Source organism: Methylobacterium sp. 37f (assembly GCF_023093475.1).
GTDB lineage: Bacteria > Pseudomonadota > Alphaproteobacteria > Rhizobiales > Beijerinckiaceae > Methylobacterium.
Window position 1 is genome coordinate 131,201 of record NZ_JAGHKN010000011.1, and the last position, 17,417, is coordinate 148,617.

General features: G+C 66.6%; 19 protein-coding genes. 6 read left to right on the plus strand and 13 right to left on the minus strand.

From position 1 onward, the window contains the following. Window positions 1-6: 6 nt before the first annotated feature. A complete protein-coding gene (locus J7U37_RS10050; protein ID WP_247635625.1) occupies window positions 7-1,452 on the minus strand; it encodes a TIGR00366 family protein in 1,446 nt (481 codons plus the stop codon). A 228-nt stretch (window positions 1,453-1,680) separates the two neighbouring features. Here J7U37_RS10050 and J7U37_RS10055 point away from each other — a divergent pair, with 228 nt between their 5' ends. Beyond that, window positions 1,681-2,031 (plus strand): hypothetical protein, encoded by a 351-nt coding sequence (locus tag J7U37_RS10055; RefSeq protein ID WP_156633758.1) that lies wholly within the window; start codon window positions 1,681-1,683, stop codon window positions 2,029-2,031. Between the two features lie 72 nt (window positions 2,032-2,103). On the opposite strand, the gene clpB is transcribed toward J7U37_RS10055, so the two are convergent. After that, a complete protein-coding gene (gene clpB, locus J7U37_RS10060; RefSeq protein WP_247635626.1) occupies window positions 2,104-4,734 on the minus strand; it encodes an ATP-dependent chaperone ClpB in 2,631 nt (876 codons plus the stop codon). Window positions 4,735-4,964: 230 nt separating this feature from the next. On the opposite strand from clpB, the gene J7U37_RS10065 reads away from it, so the two are divergent. After that, a complete protein-coding gene (locus tag J7U37_RS10065) occupies window positions 4,965-5,741 on the plus strand; it encodes an MOSC domain-containing protein (protein ID WP_247635627.1) in 777 nt (258 codons plus the stop codon). Window positions 5,742-5,784: 43 nt separating this feature from the next. On the opposite strand, the gene J7U37_RS10070 is transcribed toward J7U37_RS10065, so the two are convergent. Beyond that, entirely contained in the window at window positions 5,785-6,060 is a 276-nt protein-coding gene (locus J7U37_RS10070; protein WP_056179498.1) for a hypothetical protein, read from the minus strand. Window positions 6,061-6,278: 218 nt separating this feature from the next. Next, window positions 6,279-6,488 carry a hypothetical protein gene (locus J7U37_RS10075; protein ID WP_056179495.1) on the minus strand — a complete coding sequence of 70 codons (210 nt, stop codon included), beginning with the start codon at window positions 6,486-6,488 and terminating at the stop codon, window positions 6,279-6,281. A gap of 257 nt (window positions 6,489-6,745) precedes the next feature. Here J7U37_RS10075 and argB point away from each other — a divergent pair, with 257 nt between their 5' ends. Next, on the plus strand, window positions 6,746-7,642 hold the full coding sequence (gene argB / locus J7U37_RS10080) for an acetylglutamate kinase (RefSeq protein ID WP_056179492.1): 897 nt from the start codon (window positions 6,746-6,748) through the stop codon (window positions 7,640-7,642). 20 nt (window positions 7,643-7,662) lie between these two features. On the opposite strand, the gene J7U37_RS10085 is transcribed toward argB, so the two are convergent. From J7U37_RS10085 to J7U37_RS10100, 4 genes are all read right to left on the minus strand, one after another. Then, window positions 7,663-9,261: a SpoIIE family protein phosphatase gene (locus J7U37_RS10085; RefSeq protein ID WP_244478291.1), complete on the minus strand. Its 1,599-nt coding sequence runs from the start codon at window positions 9,259-9,261 to the stop codon at window positions 7,663-7,665. 101 nt (window positions 9,262-9,362) lie between these two features. Further along, entirely contained in the window at window positions 9,363-10,226 is an 864-nt protein-coding gene (locus J7U37_RS10090) for a GGDEF domain-containing protein (RefSeq protein ID WP_056179486.1), read from the minus strand. Continuing rightward, window positions 10,223-10,609, minus strand: a complete 387-nt coding sequence (locus tag J7U37_RS10095; protein WP_056179483.1) for a DUF1987 domain-containing protein — start codon at window positions 10,607-10,609, stop codon at window positions 10,223-10,225. The genes J7U37_RS10090 and J7U37_RS10095 overlap by 4 nt, the downstream gene beginning before the upstream one ends. Window positions 10,610-10,623: 14 nt before the next feature. Beyond that, window positions 10,624-11,238 carry a SiaB family protein kinase gene (locus J7U37_RS10100; RefSeq protein ID WP_247635628.1) on the minus strand — a complete coding sequence of 205 codons (615 nt, stop codon included), beginning with the start codon at window positions 11,236-11,238 and terminating at the stop codon, window positions 10,624-10,626. Window positions 11,239-11,586: 348 nt separating this feature from the next. Here J7U37_RS10100 and J7U37_RS10105 point away from each other — a divergent pair, with 348 nt between their 5' ends. Continuing rightward, window positions 11,587-12,315, plus strand: coding sequence for a pyrimidine 5'-nucleotidase (locus J7U37_RS10105; RefSeq protein WP_056180070.1), 729 nt, complete (start codon window positions 11,587-11,589; stop codon window positions 12,313-12,315). Continuing rightward, window positions 12,312-12,734: a metallopeptidase family protein gene (locus J7U37_RS10110; protein ID WP_056179478.1), complete on the plus strand. Its 423-nt coding sequence runs from the start codon at window positions 12,312-12,314 to the stop codon at window positions 12,732-12,734. Before J7U37_RS10105 ends, J7U37_RS10110 begins: the two co-directional genes overlap by 4 nt. Before the next feature lie 61 nt (window positions 12,735-12,795). Here the strand turns inward: J7U37_RS10110 and J7U37_RS10115 are convergent, their stop codons facing one another. The 5 genes from J7U37_RS10115 to J7U37_RS10135 all read right to left on the minus strand — a co-directional run bounded on the left by J7U37_RS10115 (window position 12,796) and on the right by J7U37_RS10135 (window position 16,773). Continuing rightward, the gene (locus J7U37_RS10115) at window positions 12,796-14,034 is read right to left on the minus strand and encodes a peptide ABC transporter permease (protein ID WP_247635629.1); all 1,239 of its coding nucleotides are present in this window, start codon (window positions 14,032-14,034) and stop codon (window positions 12,796-12,798) included. A 131-nt stretch (window positions 14,035-14,165) separates the two neighbouring features. Next, on the minus strand, window positions 14,166-14,690 hold the full coding sequence (locus J7U37_RS10120) for a DUF2937 family protein (protein ID WP_056180067.1): 525 nt from the start codon (window positions 14,688-14,690) through the stop codon (window positions 14,166-14,168). 66 nt (window positions 14,691-14,756) lie between these two features. Beyond that, the gene (locus J7U37_RS10125) at window positions 14,757-14,936 is read right to left on the minus strand and encodes a hypothetical protein (protein ID WP_244478290.1); all 180 of its coding nucleotides are present in this window, start codon (window positions 14,934-14,936) and stop codon (window positions 14,757-14,759) included. A gap of 116 nt (window positions 14,937-15,052) precedes the next feature. Then, window positions 15,053-16,054 (minus strand): WD40 repeat domain-containing protein, encoded by a 1,002-nt coding sequence (locus tag J7U37_RS10130; RefSeq protein ID WP_247635630.1) that lies wholly within the window; start codon window positions 16,052-16,054, stop codon window positions 15,053-15,055. A 35-nt stretch (window positions 16,055-16,089) separates the two neighbouring features. Beyond that, window positions 16,090-16,773 (minus strand): DUF1275 family protein, encoded by a 684-nt coding sequence (locus tag J7U37_RS10135; protein ID WP_247635631.1) that lies wholly within the window; start codon window positions 16,771-16,773, stop codon window positions 16,090-16,092. A gap of 168 nt (window positions 16,774-16,941) precedes the next feature. On the opposite strand from J7U37_RS10135, the gene J7U37_RS10140 reads away from it, so the two are divergent. Next, entirely contained in the window at window positions 16,942-17,370 is a 429-nt protein-coding gene (locus tag J7U37_RS10140; RefSeq protein WP_056179462.1) for a response regulator, read from the plus strand. The last annotated feature ends 47 nt before the right edge of the window (window positions 17,371-17,417 follow it).

A 17,417-nucleotide genomic window follows, 5' to 3' on the forward strand; every position in this document is an offset into this window, starting at 1 on the left:
TCCTGCCTACGGCATTACCGGCGGGTGATAGGTCAGCGTGAAGGCCAGGGCCCAGAGCAGGAACAGCACCACCGGCAGGTGGATGAGAAGCTGCAGGAAGCTGAATCCGACGATATCGCGGGCCTTCAGTCCGAGAATGCCGAGCAGTGGTAGCATCCAGAAGGGGTTGATCAGGTTCGGCAAGGCCTCGGCCGCGTTGTAGACCATCACGGCCCAGCCGAGATGGACCTGCAGCTCGTTGGCCGCCTGCATCACGTAGGGCGCTTCCAGCAGCCACTTGCCGCCACCCGAAGGCACGAAGAAGCCGAGCACCGCCGAGTAGACACCCATCGAAATTGGGAAGCTGCCCGTGGTGTTCAGGCTGACGAAGGCGTGGGTAATGACCTCGGAAACCGAGATGCCGGCCGCGTTCTTCGGCCCGGTCAACATTGCGCTGATGGCTGCATAGAGCGGGAACTGGATCAAGATGCCGGCGGTCGCCGGCACGGCCTTCGCCACCGCCACGAGAAAGCGCTTGGGGCGCCAATGCAGCAGCAGACCGAGGGTGATGAACAGCAGGTTATAGGTGTTGAGGTTCGAGATCGCGGTGATCCAGGATTGGCGCGCGAACTCCTGGTAGATCCAGCCGCCTGCGATCACCACCAGCAGGATCGTCAGGATCGGGGAATGCTCCAGCCACTCGCCGGGCTGCTCGGGCCGCCCGAGATCGGTCTTTTCGCGGGCAACGTTCACGCCGAGATCCTCGGCGGTCACGGCCGTGTTCGGACGCGGCGCCGATGCGTAGGCGATGATCACCGACATCACGAACAGGATCGCGGCGATCAGCATCGACTGCCACAGGAAGATGGTCTCACTGAAGGGGATCACGCCGGTGATCGGCAGGAGCGCCTTGGGCAGGCTCGCAGCATTGGCCTGGAGCTGGGCGGCCGAGGAGCTGAGGCCCATCGCCCACGTTGCGCCGAGCCCCAGATAGGCGGCGGCTCCGGCGGCACGGTAATCCATGCGGAGTTCGGTGCGGCGGGCCAGGGCGCGGGCGAGCAGGCCGCCGAAGATCAGACTGAGGCCCCAGCTCAGGAACGAGGACAGCATGGTCGCCGCGGCCACGAACCCGACGGCCCCACGGCCGGATTTCGGGATGGCGGCGAGGCGGTCGATCAGCGCCTGGACCGGTGGCGCCGTCGCCACGACGTAGCCGCCGATCGTCACGAAGGCCATCTGCATGGTGAACGGGATCAGGCTCCAGAAGCCATCGCCGAAGCTCTTGGCAATGGCGGGAGCCGGTGCCCCGTTGGCCAGGGCACCCAGCGCCACGATGACCACAGCGATGGCCACGAAGATGAAGGCATCCGGAAACCACTTCTCAGCCCAGGCGGTAAACCGGATGCCGGCCCGTGACAGGGCGCTCTCCATCGCGGCGGAGTCGGCCTTTCGCTCCGGCGTGGGTGTCGACATCGGGACGTCCTGAGAATGAGGGAAGCAGTGGTGCGCGCGCATTTTCCGCAAATGCTGCCGCTGCTCAAGGTGAATTCACGCCCGTTCACAAGCTTGACGTCGGTTTGTCAGGCGGTCGGTGACTGCGAGGATTGCGCCTTCAGGCTTCCTTGATGGTTCGACCGCGATGATCACGGGGCTTGGCGTAAAAGGTCCGGCGAAAAAAGGTTTGGCGTGGAAGGACTGTCGGTGACGGAGATCTTGAAGGTCCGTGACCTCGATACGCGGATGGCGGAGCGTCGGCGCGGAAGCGCGGCCGTTCGCGACCTGCGGCGTCCGGACGAGGATACGGGCGCCTCGGACAAGCCGTTCCTGTCTCCGCTCGGTTGGCTCGGTGCCGTTCTCCTGAACATGGCGCTGGTCCTTCTTGTTGGATTGAGCGCCGTGCTGGTCCCGCCCCTGCTGGCCTGCCGCGAGCAAGGGGCACGGGGCTTCTTTGCCGGCGACACCTTTCAGACCTGCGCCGTCCGGGGCATCGGCGCCCGCTTCCGGGATCTCGACGGCCGCCTCCGGCGGGTGATCCTGCATTCGGGACAGTAAACCTCTGAAACGGCGAGGCCCGCGGCGGCGGGAGCCGTCGCGAGCCTTTCTGATCGCGTCGTGCGGAACCGATCAGTTCAGAGTCACGCTCTCCGGACGGCGCTCGGTGCTGAGGCCGGACTTGCCGACCGTGAGACCAAGCGGACCGACCTGCACCGGCACGGCTTCCCCGTCGTGGATCAACCCCGACAGGAGCTGCTCGGCCAGCCGGTCCTGCACCGCCTTCTGGATCACCCGCTTCAGGGGGCGCGCCCCGTAGGCCGGGTCGTAGCCCTTGTCGGCGAGCCAGTCGCGCGCCTCAGGCTCGACGTCGAGGGTGATCTTACGCTCGTCGAGGAGCTTCTGCAGGCGCTTCAACTGGATCTCGACGATCGCCCCCATCTCGGACCGCTTCAGGCGGTGGAAGAGGATGATCTCGTCGATCCGGTTGAGAAATTCCGGCCTGAAGTGGCTGCGCACCACTCCCATCACCTCCTCGCGCACGGCATCGGTGTCGTCGCTGTCGCCCTGATTGACGAGGTATTCCGAACCGAGATTCGAGGTCATGATCAGGAGCGTATTGCGAAAATCCACCGTCCGCCCCTGGCCGTCCGTCAGGCGCCCGTCATCGAGCACCTGCAGCAGGACGTTGAACACGTCCGGATGCGCCTTCTCGATCTCGTCGAACAGCACGACCTGATAGGGACGACGCCGCACGGCCTCGGTGAGCGCACCGCCCTCCTCGTAGCCGACATAACCCGGAGGCGCGCCGATCAGCCGGGCCACGGAGTGCTTCTCCATGTATTCCGACATGTCGAGGCGAACCAGCGCCGTGTCGTCGTCGAACAGGAAGCCGGCCAAAGCCTTGGTCAGCTCGGTCTTTCCGACGCCGGTCGGCCCCAGGAAGATGAACGAGCCGATCGGCCGGTTCGGATCCTGGAGGCCGGCGCGAGCCCGGCGGACGGCGGTCGCCACCGCCTCCACCGCCTCACGCTGACCGACCACGCGCTCGCCCAGCGCATTCTCCATGGCCAGGAGTTTGTCGCGCTCGCCCTCCAGCATCTTGTCGACGGGCACCCCGGTCCAGCGCGAGACGACGCCCGCGATATGGGCCGGAGTCACCGCCTCCTCGACCATGCCGTCGCGCACGATGGCGCTCTCGGCCTGCGCCTCGATCTCGGCGAGTTGACGCTCCAGGCCCGGGATCACCCCGTAGGCGAGTTCGCCGGCGCGCTGGTACTGGCCCTGACGCTGGGCCGAGGCGAGGTCGTTGCGGGCCTCGTCGAGCTTCTTCTTGAGCTCGGCGGCCGCCCCCAACTTGTCCTTCTCGGCCTTCCAGCGCGAGGTGATCGCCGCGGACTGTTCCTCGAGGTCGCCCAGCTCCTTCTCCAGCCGCACCAGACGGTCGCGGGAGGCGGAGTCGGTCTCCTTCTTCAGGGCCTCGCCCTCAATCTTCAGGCGCACGATCTCGCGGTCGATATTGTCGAGCTCCTCAGGCTTCGAATCGACCTGCATGCGCAGGCGCGACCCGGCCTCGTCCATCAGATCGATGGCTTTGTCCGGCAGGAAACGGTCGGTGATGTAGCGGTTCGACAGGGTCGCGGCCGCCACCAGCGCCGCATCCTGGATGCGTACGCCGTGGTGCTGCTCGTACTTCTCCTTGATCCCGCGCAGGATCGAGACCGTATCCTCGACCGTCGGCTCGGACACGAAGACAGGCTGGAAGCGCCGCGCCAGGGCGGCGTCCTTCTCCACGTGCTTGCGGTACTCGTCCAGCGTGGTCGCGCCGACGCAGTGTAGCTCGCCCCGTGCCAGAGCCGGCTTCAGCAGGTTCGAGGCGTCCATCGCCCCGTCAGCCTTGCCAGCCCCGACGAGGGTGTGCATCTCGTCAATGAACAGGATGATGCCGCCTTCCGCAGCCGTGACCTCGGAGAGCACACCCTTCAGTCGCTCCTCGAATTCGCCGCGGTATTTCGCACCGGCGATCAACGATCCCATGTCGAGAGCGAGAAGGCTCTTGTCGCGCAAGGATTCCGGCACGTCGCCGTCAACGATGCGCAACGCCAGCCCCTCGACGATGGCAGTCTTGCCGACGCCGGGCTCGCCGATCAGGACGGGGTTGTTCTTGGTGCGCCGGGACAGAACCTGGATCGTGCGGCGGATTTCCTCGTCGCGACCGATCACCGGGTCGAGCTTGCCCTCGCGCGCCGCTTCCGTGAGATCGCGGGCGTATTTCTTGAGCGCATCGTAGGCGTTCTCGGCAGTCGCGTTGTCGGCGGTGCGGCCCTTGCGGAGCGCGTTGATGGCGCCATTGAGCGACGCGGCCGTTACGCCGGCAGCCGCGAGCGCCCGGCCGGCTTCGGTGTCCTTTTCGACCGCGAGGGCGAGCAGCAGGCGCTCGACGGTGACGTAGCTGTCGCCGGCCTTCTCGGCGGCCTTCTCGGCCGTGTCGAACAGGCGCACGAGTTCGCGCGTCGCCTGCGGCTGGGACGCGTTGCCGGACACCTTCGGCTGCTTGGCGAGCCAGGCTTCGGTCTGTGCGAGCGCAACCCGCGACTGGCCGCCCGCCCGGTCGATCAGGCCGGCGCACAGGCCCTCGGGATCGTCGAGCAGGACCTTCAGGATATGGCCCGGCTGGAATTGCGGATGGCCCTCGCGCATCGCGAGGCTCTGCGCGGCCTGCACGAAGCCGCGGGCGCGTTCGGTATAGATCTCAAAATTCATCGGTGTTCCACCTCCCCGTGTCGGCTCGACCCACCGCCCGTTTCACGCGGCACGGCTGGTCGCCGAGACGTCGCCCCCACGGCCGGTGCCGCTGGAGACCCCGGCGCCACATCGCCACCGGTCACCAGGATGTGGTGTTGCATATCGGCACCACAAGGGTTCGGATCGCGACGGATTTCAGAGCCGGTGCGGACTTGCGCTGCGCCGACTTTCAGGGCCACGCTCGGCACATGACCGACTCCCCTTGCCTGCACCTCGACGCCCTCTATCGCTACCCGGTGAAGGGGCTCTCGCCCGAGGCGATGACGCACGCGAGCCTGACGGCGGGGGATTATTTTCCAGGAGACCGCCTGTTTGCGGTGGAGAACGGCCCTTCGGGCTTCGATCCGGAGGCTCCGGTCCATCAGCCGAAGATCAAGTTCCTGATGCTCATGCGCGACGAGGCGCTGGCGCAGCTCGACACGCACTACGATCCCCAGGATGGAACCTTGACGATCCGCCAGGGCGGCACGGTGGCGATACGCGGCGACCTCGCCCGTCCGGAGGGACGCGCAGCCATCGAGGCCTTCCTGACCGAATACATACCAGGGTCCTTACGTGGACCGGCCAAGGTTTTGACCGCGCCGGCGGGATACCGATTCACGGATTCCCCGCGCGGCTTCGTCTCGCTCCTCAACCTCGCCAGCGTCGCGGCCCTGGAGGATCTCACCGGCGCAGCCGTGGACCCGCTGCGCTTCCGGGCGAATCTGCACGTCTCGGGGCTGGCACCCTGGGCCGAACTCGATCTCGTCGACCGCACGATCACGACGACGGGCGGGGTGCGCCTCCACATCCACAAACGGACCCAGCGCTGCGCGGCGACGAATGTCGATCCGGCGACGGGCCAGCGCGACCTCGCGATCCCGCGCACACTTGCCCAGCACCTCGGCCACACCGATTGCGGCGTCTACGCCGAGGTGCTGGCAGGCGGCGTACTGACCACGGGAGAGACCTTGACGCTCACCTGAATCGGGCTTTCCCCGCAGACCCACATCGGCCGGCGCCGAGGGTTCAGATCGCGTCGCGGCGCACGAGGACGATGGCGGCGGCGTAGCCGGCCCGGCGCAGGTGACGCAGATCGGCGTGGCGACGTTCGCAGGTCACCTTGAGATAACGATCATCGCCGCCGGGCAGACCGGTCGAGGCCGCCAGGGTCTGCCCGTGCATCAGGCACTCCATCGGCGTTCGCGCCGGGGAGACGATGATGTCGAGGGCGGTGTCGCGCGAGCAATCCTTGGCCAAGAGGGTCGCGGCGCAAACGAGGGCAACGGACAGCAATTCGGACATGACGGACCCCTTGTTCGAGATGGCGAATAAGGTCCGCGGGATGGCTCCGGCGTTCGAGCGGCCGCGTGATCGTTGCCTTGGTGTTCCTCGTCTCGTTGGTCTTGGAAGAAGCTTTTCCCGAGTCAGGCCAAGCATGGCGTGTGCCAGCATCGGTTCTTATCGTTGGACGCAGTGCCGTCAGCGATGACGCGCGCGACAATTGACCTGTCGTGGTGCTGTCAGCCGCGTGTCCGCAGCCAATGCGGCTCGGGCTCCGAGCGCGGCAGAAGGGCTGCGACCGCGTCGAGATCGACCGTGAAATGGTCGGTCAGGAGCCGCCACATCTCGGAGGAAGACCCGGCCTGCGGACCGAGTTGATCGACCGCGATGGCGATATGGCTGGGATGGAGCAGCGTGGGACGCGGATGGAACGGATCGGCATTCAACATGGTGCAGGATCCCCGGCGGTGGGACGATCATCAATCATCAACCTTAAGGAAGGCTTACGCTGAGCGAAGCTGGAACGGTCGGGCGTATCGGACACGCGCCCGCAGTACCCAACCGTCCCATCGCCTTGCCGGCCCTGGCGAAATCCGTCGCTCCCTCGCGAAATTCGTACCGGTGCTGCTTCGCACCGTCGCGTGGCTGCGTTAGAAGCCCGGCGTCGCGCGCGGTGCCCGACGCGCCATCGAGGACGAGCCCCACGATGAAAGAACCGCTGCCCAACGTTCATGTGCGCGCCGAGGTGCTGGTCCAGGCCCTGCCGCACATGCAGCGCTACGATCAGGAAATCGTCGTGATCAAGTATGGCGGCCACGCCATGGGCGACCGCGCGGCGGCCGAGGATTTCGCCGAGGACATCGTGTTGCTGGAGCAGTCCGGCCTGAAGCCGATCGTCGTCCATGGCGGCGGCCCGCAGATTGGTCGGATGCTCGGTCGACTCGGCATCGAATCGGAGTTCCGCGGCGGCCTGCGCGTCACCGACGAGGCCACCGTCGAGGTGGTCGAGATGGTTCTGGCCGGTTCGATCAACAAGCAGATCGTCGGTTGGATCTCGGCCGAGGGCGGTCGCGCGGTCGGTCTTTGCGGCAAGGACGGCAACATGGTCCGGGCCAAGAAGGCCACCCGCACCATCATCGATCCCGAGAGCCAGACCGAGCAGGAAGTCGACCTCGGCCTCGTGGGCGAGCCCGAGCATGTCGAGCGTGGAGTGCTCGACGCGGTGCTGAAGGCGGAACTGATCCCCGTCCTCGCACCGGTGGCGTTCGGGGCCGATGGCCAGACCTACAACGTCAACGCCGACACGTTTGCGGGCGCGATCGCGGGCGCCCTGCGGGCCAAGCGCCTGCTGCTGCTCACCGACGTCCCGGGCGTACTCGACAAGGACAAGAAGCTGATTCCCGAACTGTCGATCGACGATTGCCGCCGGCTCATCGCCGATGGGACCATCACCGGCGGCATGATCCCGAAGGTGGAAACCTGCATCTACGCGCTGGAGCAGGGCGTCGAGGCGGTCGTCATCCTTGATGGAAAGGTCAGCCACGCCGTGCTGCTGGAGCTGTTCACCGATTACGGTGCCGGCACCCTCATCCGCCGGGGCTGATCCGGCCGCCTGCCTCGCGCTCACATTGCGCGAGGCATCGCCTTCGGCCGGAAGGCCACGAGGGTCATATCATCCCGGCGGCCTTCGCCGGCTCGGTAAGCCGCGAGGTTTGTGTCGAGGATCGCCACCTGCTCCGACAGGGTTGCCGACTGATGGCTGGCGAGGATGTCCGTCACGCCCCGATGGCCGAGGAGACGCCGGGTCGGCCCCGCGCCGCCCATCTGGTCGGTAATGCCATCGGTCATCAGGTAGAGGGTCATCCCGGGGGTGACGCGCAGGCGCGACTCCTCGATGGCGATGTGTTCGCCCGTTCGCCGAGGATAGCCGATCCCGCGCTTGGCACCGCGGATGCGGGTCACCGCCGCGCCGTCGATGGTGGTCAGGGCCGTGCCGGCACCGGCGAAGCGAATCTCCGCCGCCTCCGGGTCCCAGATGCAGAGGCCGCAGTCGAGCCCGTCATCCGATTCCGAGCCGCGGCCATCCTGGCGCAGTTGCGTCCGTACCATTTTGTCAAGGGCCATCAGGATGGCGGCGGGATCACGCAGGCCGCGCTCGTGGATCAGCCGGTCCAGGGCCGTGGCGACGATGAGGGTGAGAAAGGCGCCTGGCACGCCGTGCCCGGTACAATCGGCGACCAGCAGGATGCCGAGCCCGTCGATCTCCTCGAGCCAGAAATAATCGCCGCCTACGAGATGAAGCGGCTCCCATAGAACCGCGACCTCGAGGCCGGTGCCATCGAGGGCTTTGCGGTCGGGAAGGACCGAACTCTGGATGCGCCGGGCATAGCCGATGCTCTCCATGACGAGGTGGTTGGCGTCCGCGAGCTTGCGATGAGCCTGCTCCAATTGCTGCAGAAGCTGCTTCGCCTCGTCCCCGGAGCGCAGGCCGTCGACCATACGGTTGAAGGCCTGGGAAATGACGTCGATCTCGTTGCTGGCCCGGAAGGCTCCGTCGAGTTCCACCGCCACCCAGCGCTTGTGCTCGACCTCGCGCATGGCGAGCAGCAGGCGCTTCAAGGGTGCCAGCACGTGGCGCCGCACGTTGGCGTGCAGGGTCAGAACAAACGCCAGCATCAGGATGAGACTGGTGACGACCGCGAGGATGCCCTGCTTCTCGGCATTGCTGCGCAGGTCCTCGGCCGAGATCGACAGGGTCAGCCGGCCCACCGGCGCAGTGCCGGGGGCGGCAACCAGATCCGCCTGAGCGGAGATGAGTTCGAAGGACCGCGCGCGCCGCGTCTCGCCAAGGGTCATCAGCACCGTCCCGTTCGCATCGCGGAGCGTGGCTGAACGGAAAGCCGGGTCGAGGGTCAGAGCCTCCATCTGCCGGTGGTAGACCTGAGGACTGGCGCTCCACTCCGGGCGGGCAATCGAACTGGCGGTGATCGCCGCCATCAGGTCGGCCCGCTCGGTGTAGAGGTGCAGCTGGTCGCGATAGTTCACCCAGGCGATGCCGATCTGCGTCACCAGAACGACCACGGCGATGACGGGATAGATCCGCAGGAACAACGTGTGTGCGAGACTGTCGAGGTCGCGTCCCTGCGCCGAGCCGCGAAGTGCGCCGGGCCGCATGGTCCCGGGATCGTTGGAGGTCACGTCCAGGAATCCGGCAGCGCTCATGAAATCGCTGCTTCGCCGCGGACCGGCTCCCCGCAAGGAGCCGCCACGCGTCGATGCGGACGCCCCGCTGGCGGGCAAGGCTTCGATGTTGGCCTCGTCCGTCATGGCTGAATCGAATGCTCGGAGATCTCCGATGGGTCCGGCCTCGGCGCGACCCGGTTCCGGCCGCCATCCTTGGCGGTGTAGAGGGCCGCATCCGCCCGCTGCATCGCGCTCTCCAGGCTCTCCCCCTGCCGCGCCTGGGCGAGACCGATGCTCACCGTGATCGTCACCGCGGCGTCCATCGCTGGCACCGACGTCGCGGCGACCGCGTCCCGCAAGCGTTCGGCGAAAGCATGCCCGATCTCCAGGCTCGTATCCGGCAGGACAATGGCGAATTCCTCGCCGCCGGTACGGCCGATGAAATCGAGGGTCCTCAGGTTGGCCCTGCAGGTCGTGACGAAGGACATCAGAGCGGCGTCCCCGGCCGCGTGACCGAAGCTGTCGTTGAGAAGCTTGAAGCGGTCGAGATCGAGCATGAGAATGCAGACCGGCGTGCCGCTGCGCTCGTGGCGCAGCCATTCGCGGGCCGCGATCTCCATGAACCGGCGCCGCGCGAGGGCACCCGTGAGATCGTCGGTGTCGGCCAGACGCCGCAATTCGGCCTCTAGTCGCGTCCGAAGCTCAATTTCGCTGGAGAGCGCCGCGTTGAGCGACTGCAGATCACGGCGCTGCTCCGCGAGGCAATGATTGGCCTTTTGCAGCTCCAGCTGCATCCGGTCGCTCATCCGCACCAGACGGCGCTGCTCGCGGTAACCTCGGCGATAGGCATCGGCCAGGGCCTGGACGCCGCCAGCCACATCGGAGAGGCCGGAGAGCATCGCCTCCGTCCGGGTCAGCACGGCCTCTTCGGCGTCGTAGAGACTGAAGGAATCCGACACCTTCTCCGGCGTGTTTCCAGTCGCGGCTCTGACTGCGCGCGTCATGCGGTTTCCCTCACCAGCTCGAAGCGTGCATGGGAGAAGTCGGCCGCGAAGTCCTCGCCCGCCTCCTCGATCGTCTCGTCGCCATCCAGGAAACGCCACTCGACCGTGACCCGACGTCCCTCTTCGGCGGCATCCTCGAGCGGCATGAAGAGGTTCATCAGCGCCTTGGCACTTGACGAGTTGAAGTAGGCCAGCCGGACCTCGAACACGATCGGGGTCTCGGACGCGATCGCCAGGTAGGCGCGCAGGGCCTGCAGCAACGGCCCGAAGAAGGCGGCCGCATCTTCGGGGTAGGATTCGCCCCGCAGGGACAGGTGCCCGGCCGCGAAGTCGAAGTCGACCTGCGGAGAGCGGTCCGTGGCGGGAATCTGGATTCGATCCATCGGTGGCAGGCTCGTCAGATATAGGCTTTGAGGCAGAAGAAGCTGCGCGCGGCGCCGAGCTCCTGAAAGTCGTACTCGACCGGCGCAGAGGACCGCCGTGCGATCTCGATCAGACCGATGCTTCCCCCGAGGCTGCCCTCATCCGGCGGCTGACGCAGCTTCTCGCGGTAGAAGGCCTTCAGCTCATCGCTGTTGAGGCTGGCGATATGGTCGAGCCGGGCCCGCAGCGAGGGCACATCCGCCTCGGGCAGTTCGTTGCCGCAGACGACGTAGAAGCGCCCCGCTTCCATGCCGACGACGATGACCCCGTTGCTGATCAGTCCCGGCGAGGGTCCGGACGGCTGCGCGACCTTGTCGGCGGAGTATCGGATGACGTTCTGCGCCTGCTCCACGAAGATCGCGAAGACGCGCTTGGCCACGGTCGCGTCCGTTTCACCCTGGCTCATCCGCAACCTCAGCACCTCGCCGAGCGAGAAGAGGACATTCTCGGAGATGTCGCCGCCGAAGGAGAGAATAACGCCCTGACGCCGGGAGGCATCGAAGAAGTTCATGAAATCGCGAGCGAGCAAAGCAATTTCTCCCGGTTCACGGGGTCGTACGCCGCGGCACACCTTGCGCTGTACGGCCACACTGCAATAGCCGCTCGTTCGTGTATGTCAGGTTAAGGTGATACGCCGGAAATTTCAACCGCGTCTTGAGCAGCATATCGCCAGATCAATGCCGGCAATGCCTATTCACCATTCAAATATTGCCGGATTGCCTAAATGCCAATCATTTTACGCTGGAACAGAACGGCCTCGATCGCGACCTGATCTCATTGCGATGGCCTCATGCCGATGGTCTGGCCGGCCACCTGCTTGTCGGATCGCTGCGGCCATGCTCTGAAAAGGAGCGACGCCACGCTTTCCTTCTCGGAGTCCGGCCCCTACTTCGAGCGGCCGGGCTTCCCCGCCCACCCCGAACCGCATTGCGACACCGTGTTCCTGCCCGGCGAGATTCACTTTACCACCGCCCAGTCCCGCGGCTTTCGCCACGTCGATACCTGGGTCTTCGACCTCGACAACACGTTGTATCCCAGCGATGCGCGCGTCTGGCCACAGGTGGACGAGCGCATCACGCTCTACGTCATGCGCCTGTACGGCCTGGACGGGCTGTCGGCCCGCGCCCTGCAGAAATACTTCTATCATCGCTACGGGACGACCCTGAAGGCGCTGATGGTCGAGGCTGAGATCGACCCGCACGACTTCCTCGATTTCGCTCACGACATCGATCACTCCACGATCCGTCTCGACCCTGCCCTCGGGGACGCCATCGAACGGCTGCCCGGTCGCAAGCTGATCCTCACCAACGGCTCCCGCCGCCATGCCGAGAACGTCGCGGCCAAGCTCGGTATCCTCGACCATTTCGAGGATGTGTTCGACATCGCGGATGCGGACTTCGTTCCAAAACCAGAACGCTCGACCTATGAGCGATTCCTGAAGCGCCACGGGGTCGACCCTCGTCGGGCAGCCCTGTTCGAGGACATCGCCCGCAACCTGGTCGTTCCGCACGAGATCGGCATGTCCACCGTTCTGGTGGTGCCCCCGACGGTCGACCCGTTTCGCGAAGCCTTCGAGCAGGAGGCCGTGCGCGAGCCGCATATCGACCATATCACCAGCGATCTGGCCCGGTTCCTGGAACAGCGCGTGCTGCCGGAACTCGTATGACCCGCGAGATCCCCCGAGACTGGACGTCGGCCCGAGCGCCGGGGCTCGTGGATTTCGAGGACCTGGCGCACGCCGCCTTCTCCAACCTTCCGCTGGTGTTCCGCAATCTCTGCGCGGGCCTCGTCATCCACATCGAAGACTTTCCCGACGACGAGACCTTGCAGGAAATGGACTGCGACAGTCCCTTCGATCTCCTCGGTCTATTCCGCGGCATCGGCCTGGCGCAGGGGGGCGATGTCGCGACCGGACAGATGCCGAACCAGGTCTGGCTCTATCGCCGCCCCCTTCTCGACGACTGGGCCGAACACGACGAGACCCTCGGCCATCTCGTCACGCATGTCCTCATTCACGAGATTGGCCATCATTTCGGCCTGTCGGACGCCGACATGGCGGCAATCGAGGCCGCCGCGGACGCGTAACCCCGTGCCCCTTATAAGAAGCGATCGTCCGGCGCCCGAAAAGCGTCCGCCGCTGTCGGGGTCAGGCCTTCAGCGCGGAGGGCAACAGGCTGGCCTTGGGCCGGCGGGTTCGGAACTGACCGCGCTCCACCGCCACGAAGACCAGGATGGCGACCGCCAGAGTGGTGAGCCACCACATCACGGTCATACCGACGCCGATACACGCGATGACGAACGCGGACGCGAAGGCCGCCATCGCCCCAGGCACCAGAACGGAAGCTTCGCGCCCCGCTCGGCGAATGGCGGCATGCAGGGCGAACGCGGCGGCGAAAGCGCCCACCAGCCCGAGTTCGTACCAAAGTTCGAACAGCAGGGTGCGCGGCGCATTCATCGGCAGCAGGTTGACGAAGCGGCCGCGCAGGGCCGTCTCCAGGCCGTGCCCGGTGATGAGCCGCACCGGCTCGCTGGTGACGATCGTCTGCCATGCCTTCAGGCTGAGGACGCCGGGCGCGCGGCCGCCGAACAGGGTCGCGCCGATCGGGCGCGCCAGGAACGGGAGAACCGGACCCAGCACGAGAAGCGTCGCAGCGGTGCCCGCCAGGAGACGCGGAGTGGAAACCGGCCGGAAGGCGGTGAGCGCGAAGGCCACGGCTCCGATCGCGAGCGCGACCAGGGTCGTCGGGCCCGGGGAAATCAGGAGCGCCACCGACACAACCAGGCCGAGGCCAAGTGCCTCGCCATTGCGCCCGCGCGACCGAAGCCATGATACGGCAGGCCAGACGAACAGGATGAGAAGGATCAAACCCCGGTCCAGGATGGAATCCTCATCGGCGCGCAGGAAGCCCTGGCCGAACGGCCCTTGTCCCGTGAGCCCGAGTCCGATGGCGAACAGGGCTGCCGCCGCGACGCCTACCGGCAGCAGGTAGAGGTTGGCCGAACGCATCCGGTCGGGGAGAGCAAGATATCCCCCGATGGTCATCAGCAGGGTCGCGACGAGGTTGAGAAGCCGCTCGGTGGCGAGACTGAGGAACGGAGTCCAGATCAGCGACAGCGCCGACCACAGGATCACCAGGGCGCCGGCCAGGAAAGCGGACGAACGAAGCAGGCGCGTCGAAGCCGGCCGGACCGAACGGGACTTGCCGTCGATGGCGCTGGCGAGCACCAGCAGCGCAATGGAGATTGGTGCGAGGATCACGACCGCGCGCCGGGCGACTTGAGCGGCGACCGGCATGACCACGAACAGGCCGATGAAGCCGATCCGGCGTAGAAGCGCGGCGGCGTCGAGGGCTGGATCGATGGAGGTGATAGGCGCGCGCGGCATGGGTTCGATTAAGGCCGTGAATCGACGCCAGGATGGGGCCCGCGTGCTGAGGCACAGACCCTAGTCCACCCAGTTCGGCCGGGCTGTAGACGTCGTGCAACAGTCGGGCCTCCGCGGCCCGGCGCTCTGGTTCATGCCCGCCGGGGCACGGGTCGCGTGCGTCGGCCAACGACGCGCTGGCCGAGATCCACGAGCAGGCGAAGACCCGCCCAGGCGACGAGAAAGCCGAGCAGTCCTGCCGTCACGCCATCGGCCGTCGTGGGAATGGCGGGCGCGTAGTCCTGATAGGTTGCGCGCGCGAGAGCGAGGTCGGGATCACGCAGCAGGACGACGACGCGTCCGAGAGGCCCGGCTGCCTCTGCGAGCGCTTGGCGCTGCCGGGTCAACGCAGCGAGGCGCGCGATGTCCTGGCGAGCTGCCTCGCCGCGGCGGGCCACCAGTGCATCGCCGTCGCTGCGCAGGCGTGCGACAGCATCGTCCCGGCTTCGGCCAGTCGCGACAGCATCGGCTTCGAAGCCGGAGACGACACGGCGGAGTTCATCAAGGGTGCCGCCGAGTCGCTGGGCATATTGCTGAGCGAATTCCGGGGCCTGCGCCGCGATCGCGCCAACGAGGAGCCCGAGGGCGAGCCCGAGAGTGCGTAGGACGCGAAACATCGGCACCTCTGCGCGCTTGCGGGTGTGAGACAAAGCGTGGCGGCACGGCCGGTTCCGGTCGTTCCATCACGCCTCGCGCTCGCCCTCCTCCCTGGCGAACGCTTCGACGATGTCGGCCTCCGTAATCTCCGGCATCGCACGCAGGACCTTGATGGCACGAGTCGGCCGTCCGGACACCATGATGAGGATCACAGTCTCCAAGCCGGGGCAGGCCGGATCAGCACAGACAATCTCGCTGGCCTTCACGACGGCAGAATCCGGCAGGGCGCTACAACGTCGGACCCAGCCGACGATCGCCGCGCGGGCCGCCTGATCCGCAGGGGGGCGGCGGGCTCCAAATCCCAGCAAGGCCACGATGCGCCTCAGGCCGGAAGGTTGAGGATGCCGGCCTGCCCATCGGCGCAGCCAAAGGCAAGACGATTGCCGCGCCCATCCCAGGCCAGGGCCGAGATGGCGCTGTCTTTGACCGCCCGGCGCACCAGCAACTCGGAGGCGTCCGCGAATCGCACGAGCAGGATGCAGCCGTCCTCGTAGCCAATGGCCAACACGAGTGCCTTGGGGTGAAACGAGACGCGCGAGACGCGCGCCGGGCGCACGCCGCACTCGCGGGGGGCCTTACCGGTCGGGCCTTCCTTCGAGTCGAACGGCCAGACGATGGCCGCCTCGGCGCCGCTCGTGGCGAGCCAATGGCCGTCGCCCGACCAGGACACCGAGCGCACCTTCGCCGGGTAGCCGGACATCCGCATATGGCCGCGGTCGGGCTGAAGGCGCCAGCCATGCAGGGAGTTCTCTTGCATGGTGGTTACCACGAAACGACCGTCCGGCGACCAGGTCACGTCGATATGAGACCCCTTCCACTCGACGAAATCGGGCGCGGTTTCGAGGTTCGGATACCAGAGGGTGGCGCCGTTGTAGTGTGCGACCGCGAGCCGGTAGCCCTTTGGCGCGAACGCAAGCCCCCGCGCTGTGGAGGGAGCCGCGAAGGTCTTCTCGCGGCCTTTGGCATCACGGGCGACGACGTTGCGGCCGGCCGCATAGGCGATGCCACCATCGGCATGCAGGGCCAGAGCGTCGATCCAGGCGCCGTTCTTCACGCTAGCAACCTCGATGACCTCGCCCCGGCCCGATATCGCCACAACCCGTCCGTCATCGCCTCCCGTGACGAGGCGGCGGCCGTCACTGGCGCCCACGAGAATACCGGCGTCCGGATGCGCCTCCACCCGCTTGGCTTCTTCATCCGACACGACAAGAACGGCGCCGTCGCCGAGCGCGAACGTGACCGTGTCCTGCAGCCAGACCGCCTGCGTGACGTGGGCGCCGGCCACAACCGGCATGACGTGATCGAGGAGGGAGGGGGCTCTCATGCGGACAGATCTCTCGAAGCGCGAAACTCGCGGCCTCACCTCGCAACGATCTTGGTGCCGCTCCCCTTGGACACGGGAGTGCGCGCGATCAGGATCGTCGCGACGAGCGCGAGGACACCGGCGGTGCCGGCGGGGATAGCGAGGGCATACAACGCCAGCTTCCCATAGGCGACCGTTCCGGCGATCGATCCGATCAGGAGCGAGAACCAGACGACGGCATCGCCGACCCAGGCCAGACGGGCGCCGCGGCGTGCGAGTGCCAGCGCCAGTTTCTGCCCGAAGCCGAACAGCGCTCCCGTGACGAAGGTGGTTCCGGCCCGGAAGCCCTGAACATGCGAGAGCACGGCGTTCTGCGCACCCATGGCGAGGGCCAGCATGAGGGACGCGATGCCGGAATCGGGAGCCTCCGTCGCAGCCTGGAAGGCCGCACTCACCACCGCCGTTTCAAAGCCAAGGATGACCGGCGTGACCCAGCGCGCCGGGGTCAGGGCCGAGAGGCCGCCGCCGCAGATCCCACCGAGCAGGAACGCCAGAATCAAGAGCGCCGGCAACAGCGCGTGGTGCAGGTTGCCGTGTCCGAGCGAGACCGCGAACTGGGTGGTATTTCCGCTCATGAACGAGGTGTAGAGGCCGCCGAGCCGGATGAAGCCAAGAGCGTCGACGTAGCCAGCAAGCGCCGTGAGGACGACTCCGAAGCCGAGATGCCAGGTACGGGTCATGGATGCTGCGCGAACCCGTTCACCACCGAGCTCGCAAGGTTAAAGCTTCGCTTACCAAGTCCGCGCAATTGGAGTGAATGGCAGCGAACGATGCCGACCGGCCGCCCGTTTGTCTTGCGATCCGGCACGGGCCTCTGGGCCTCACGCCGGGTGAGTCGGAGTTGCGTCATGATTTCCTTCGCTTGCGCTTTTCCCACCGTGCCCGCCTTCCGTCCGCGCATCGCCACCGAGACCGTTCTGGTGGTCGAGGATGAGGCGATGGTTTGCGAACTGGCTGCCGAGGCCTTGCTCGACGAGGGCTACCGGGTCCTCACGGCAGCCGATGCCGACGCGGCCGAGGACATCCTGGCGCGGGAACGGGTGGACCTGCTCTTCACCGATATCGATTTGGCTCGCAACACGAACGGCATCGCGTTGGCGCATCGCGCGCGCCGGCACTTGCCGAACCTGCCGGTCGTCTACACCTCGGGAGGGCGCGGACATTTGTCCCAGGCCGATGCGGTCGCGCATTCCATCTTCGTTCCCAAGCCCTACCGGCTGAGCCAGCTCGTGGCCCTCGCCAACGAGATCCTGCGTTCCGACCCTCAGCACGCCTGAACCGGCCGCGCATCGTGCGCGCGCCGCCCCCCCCTGGAGCCCCACGA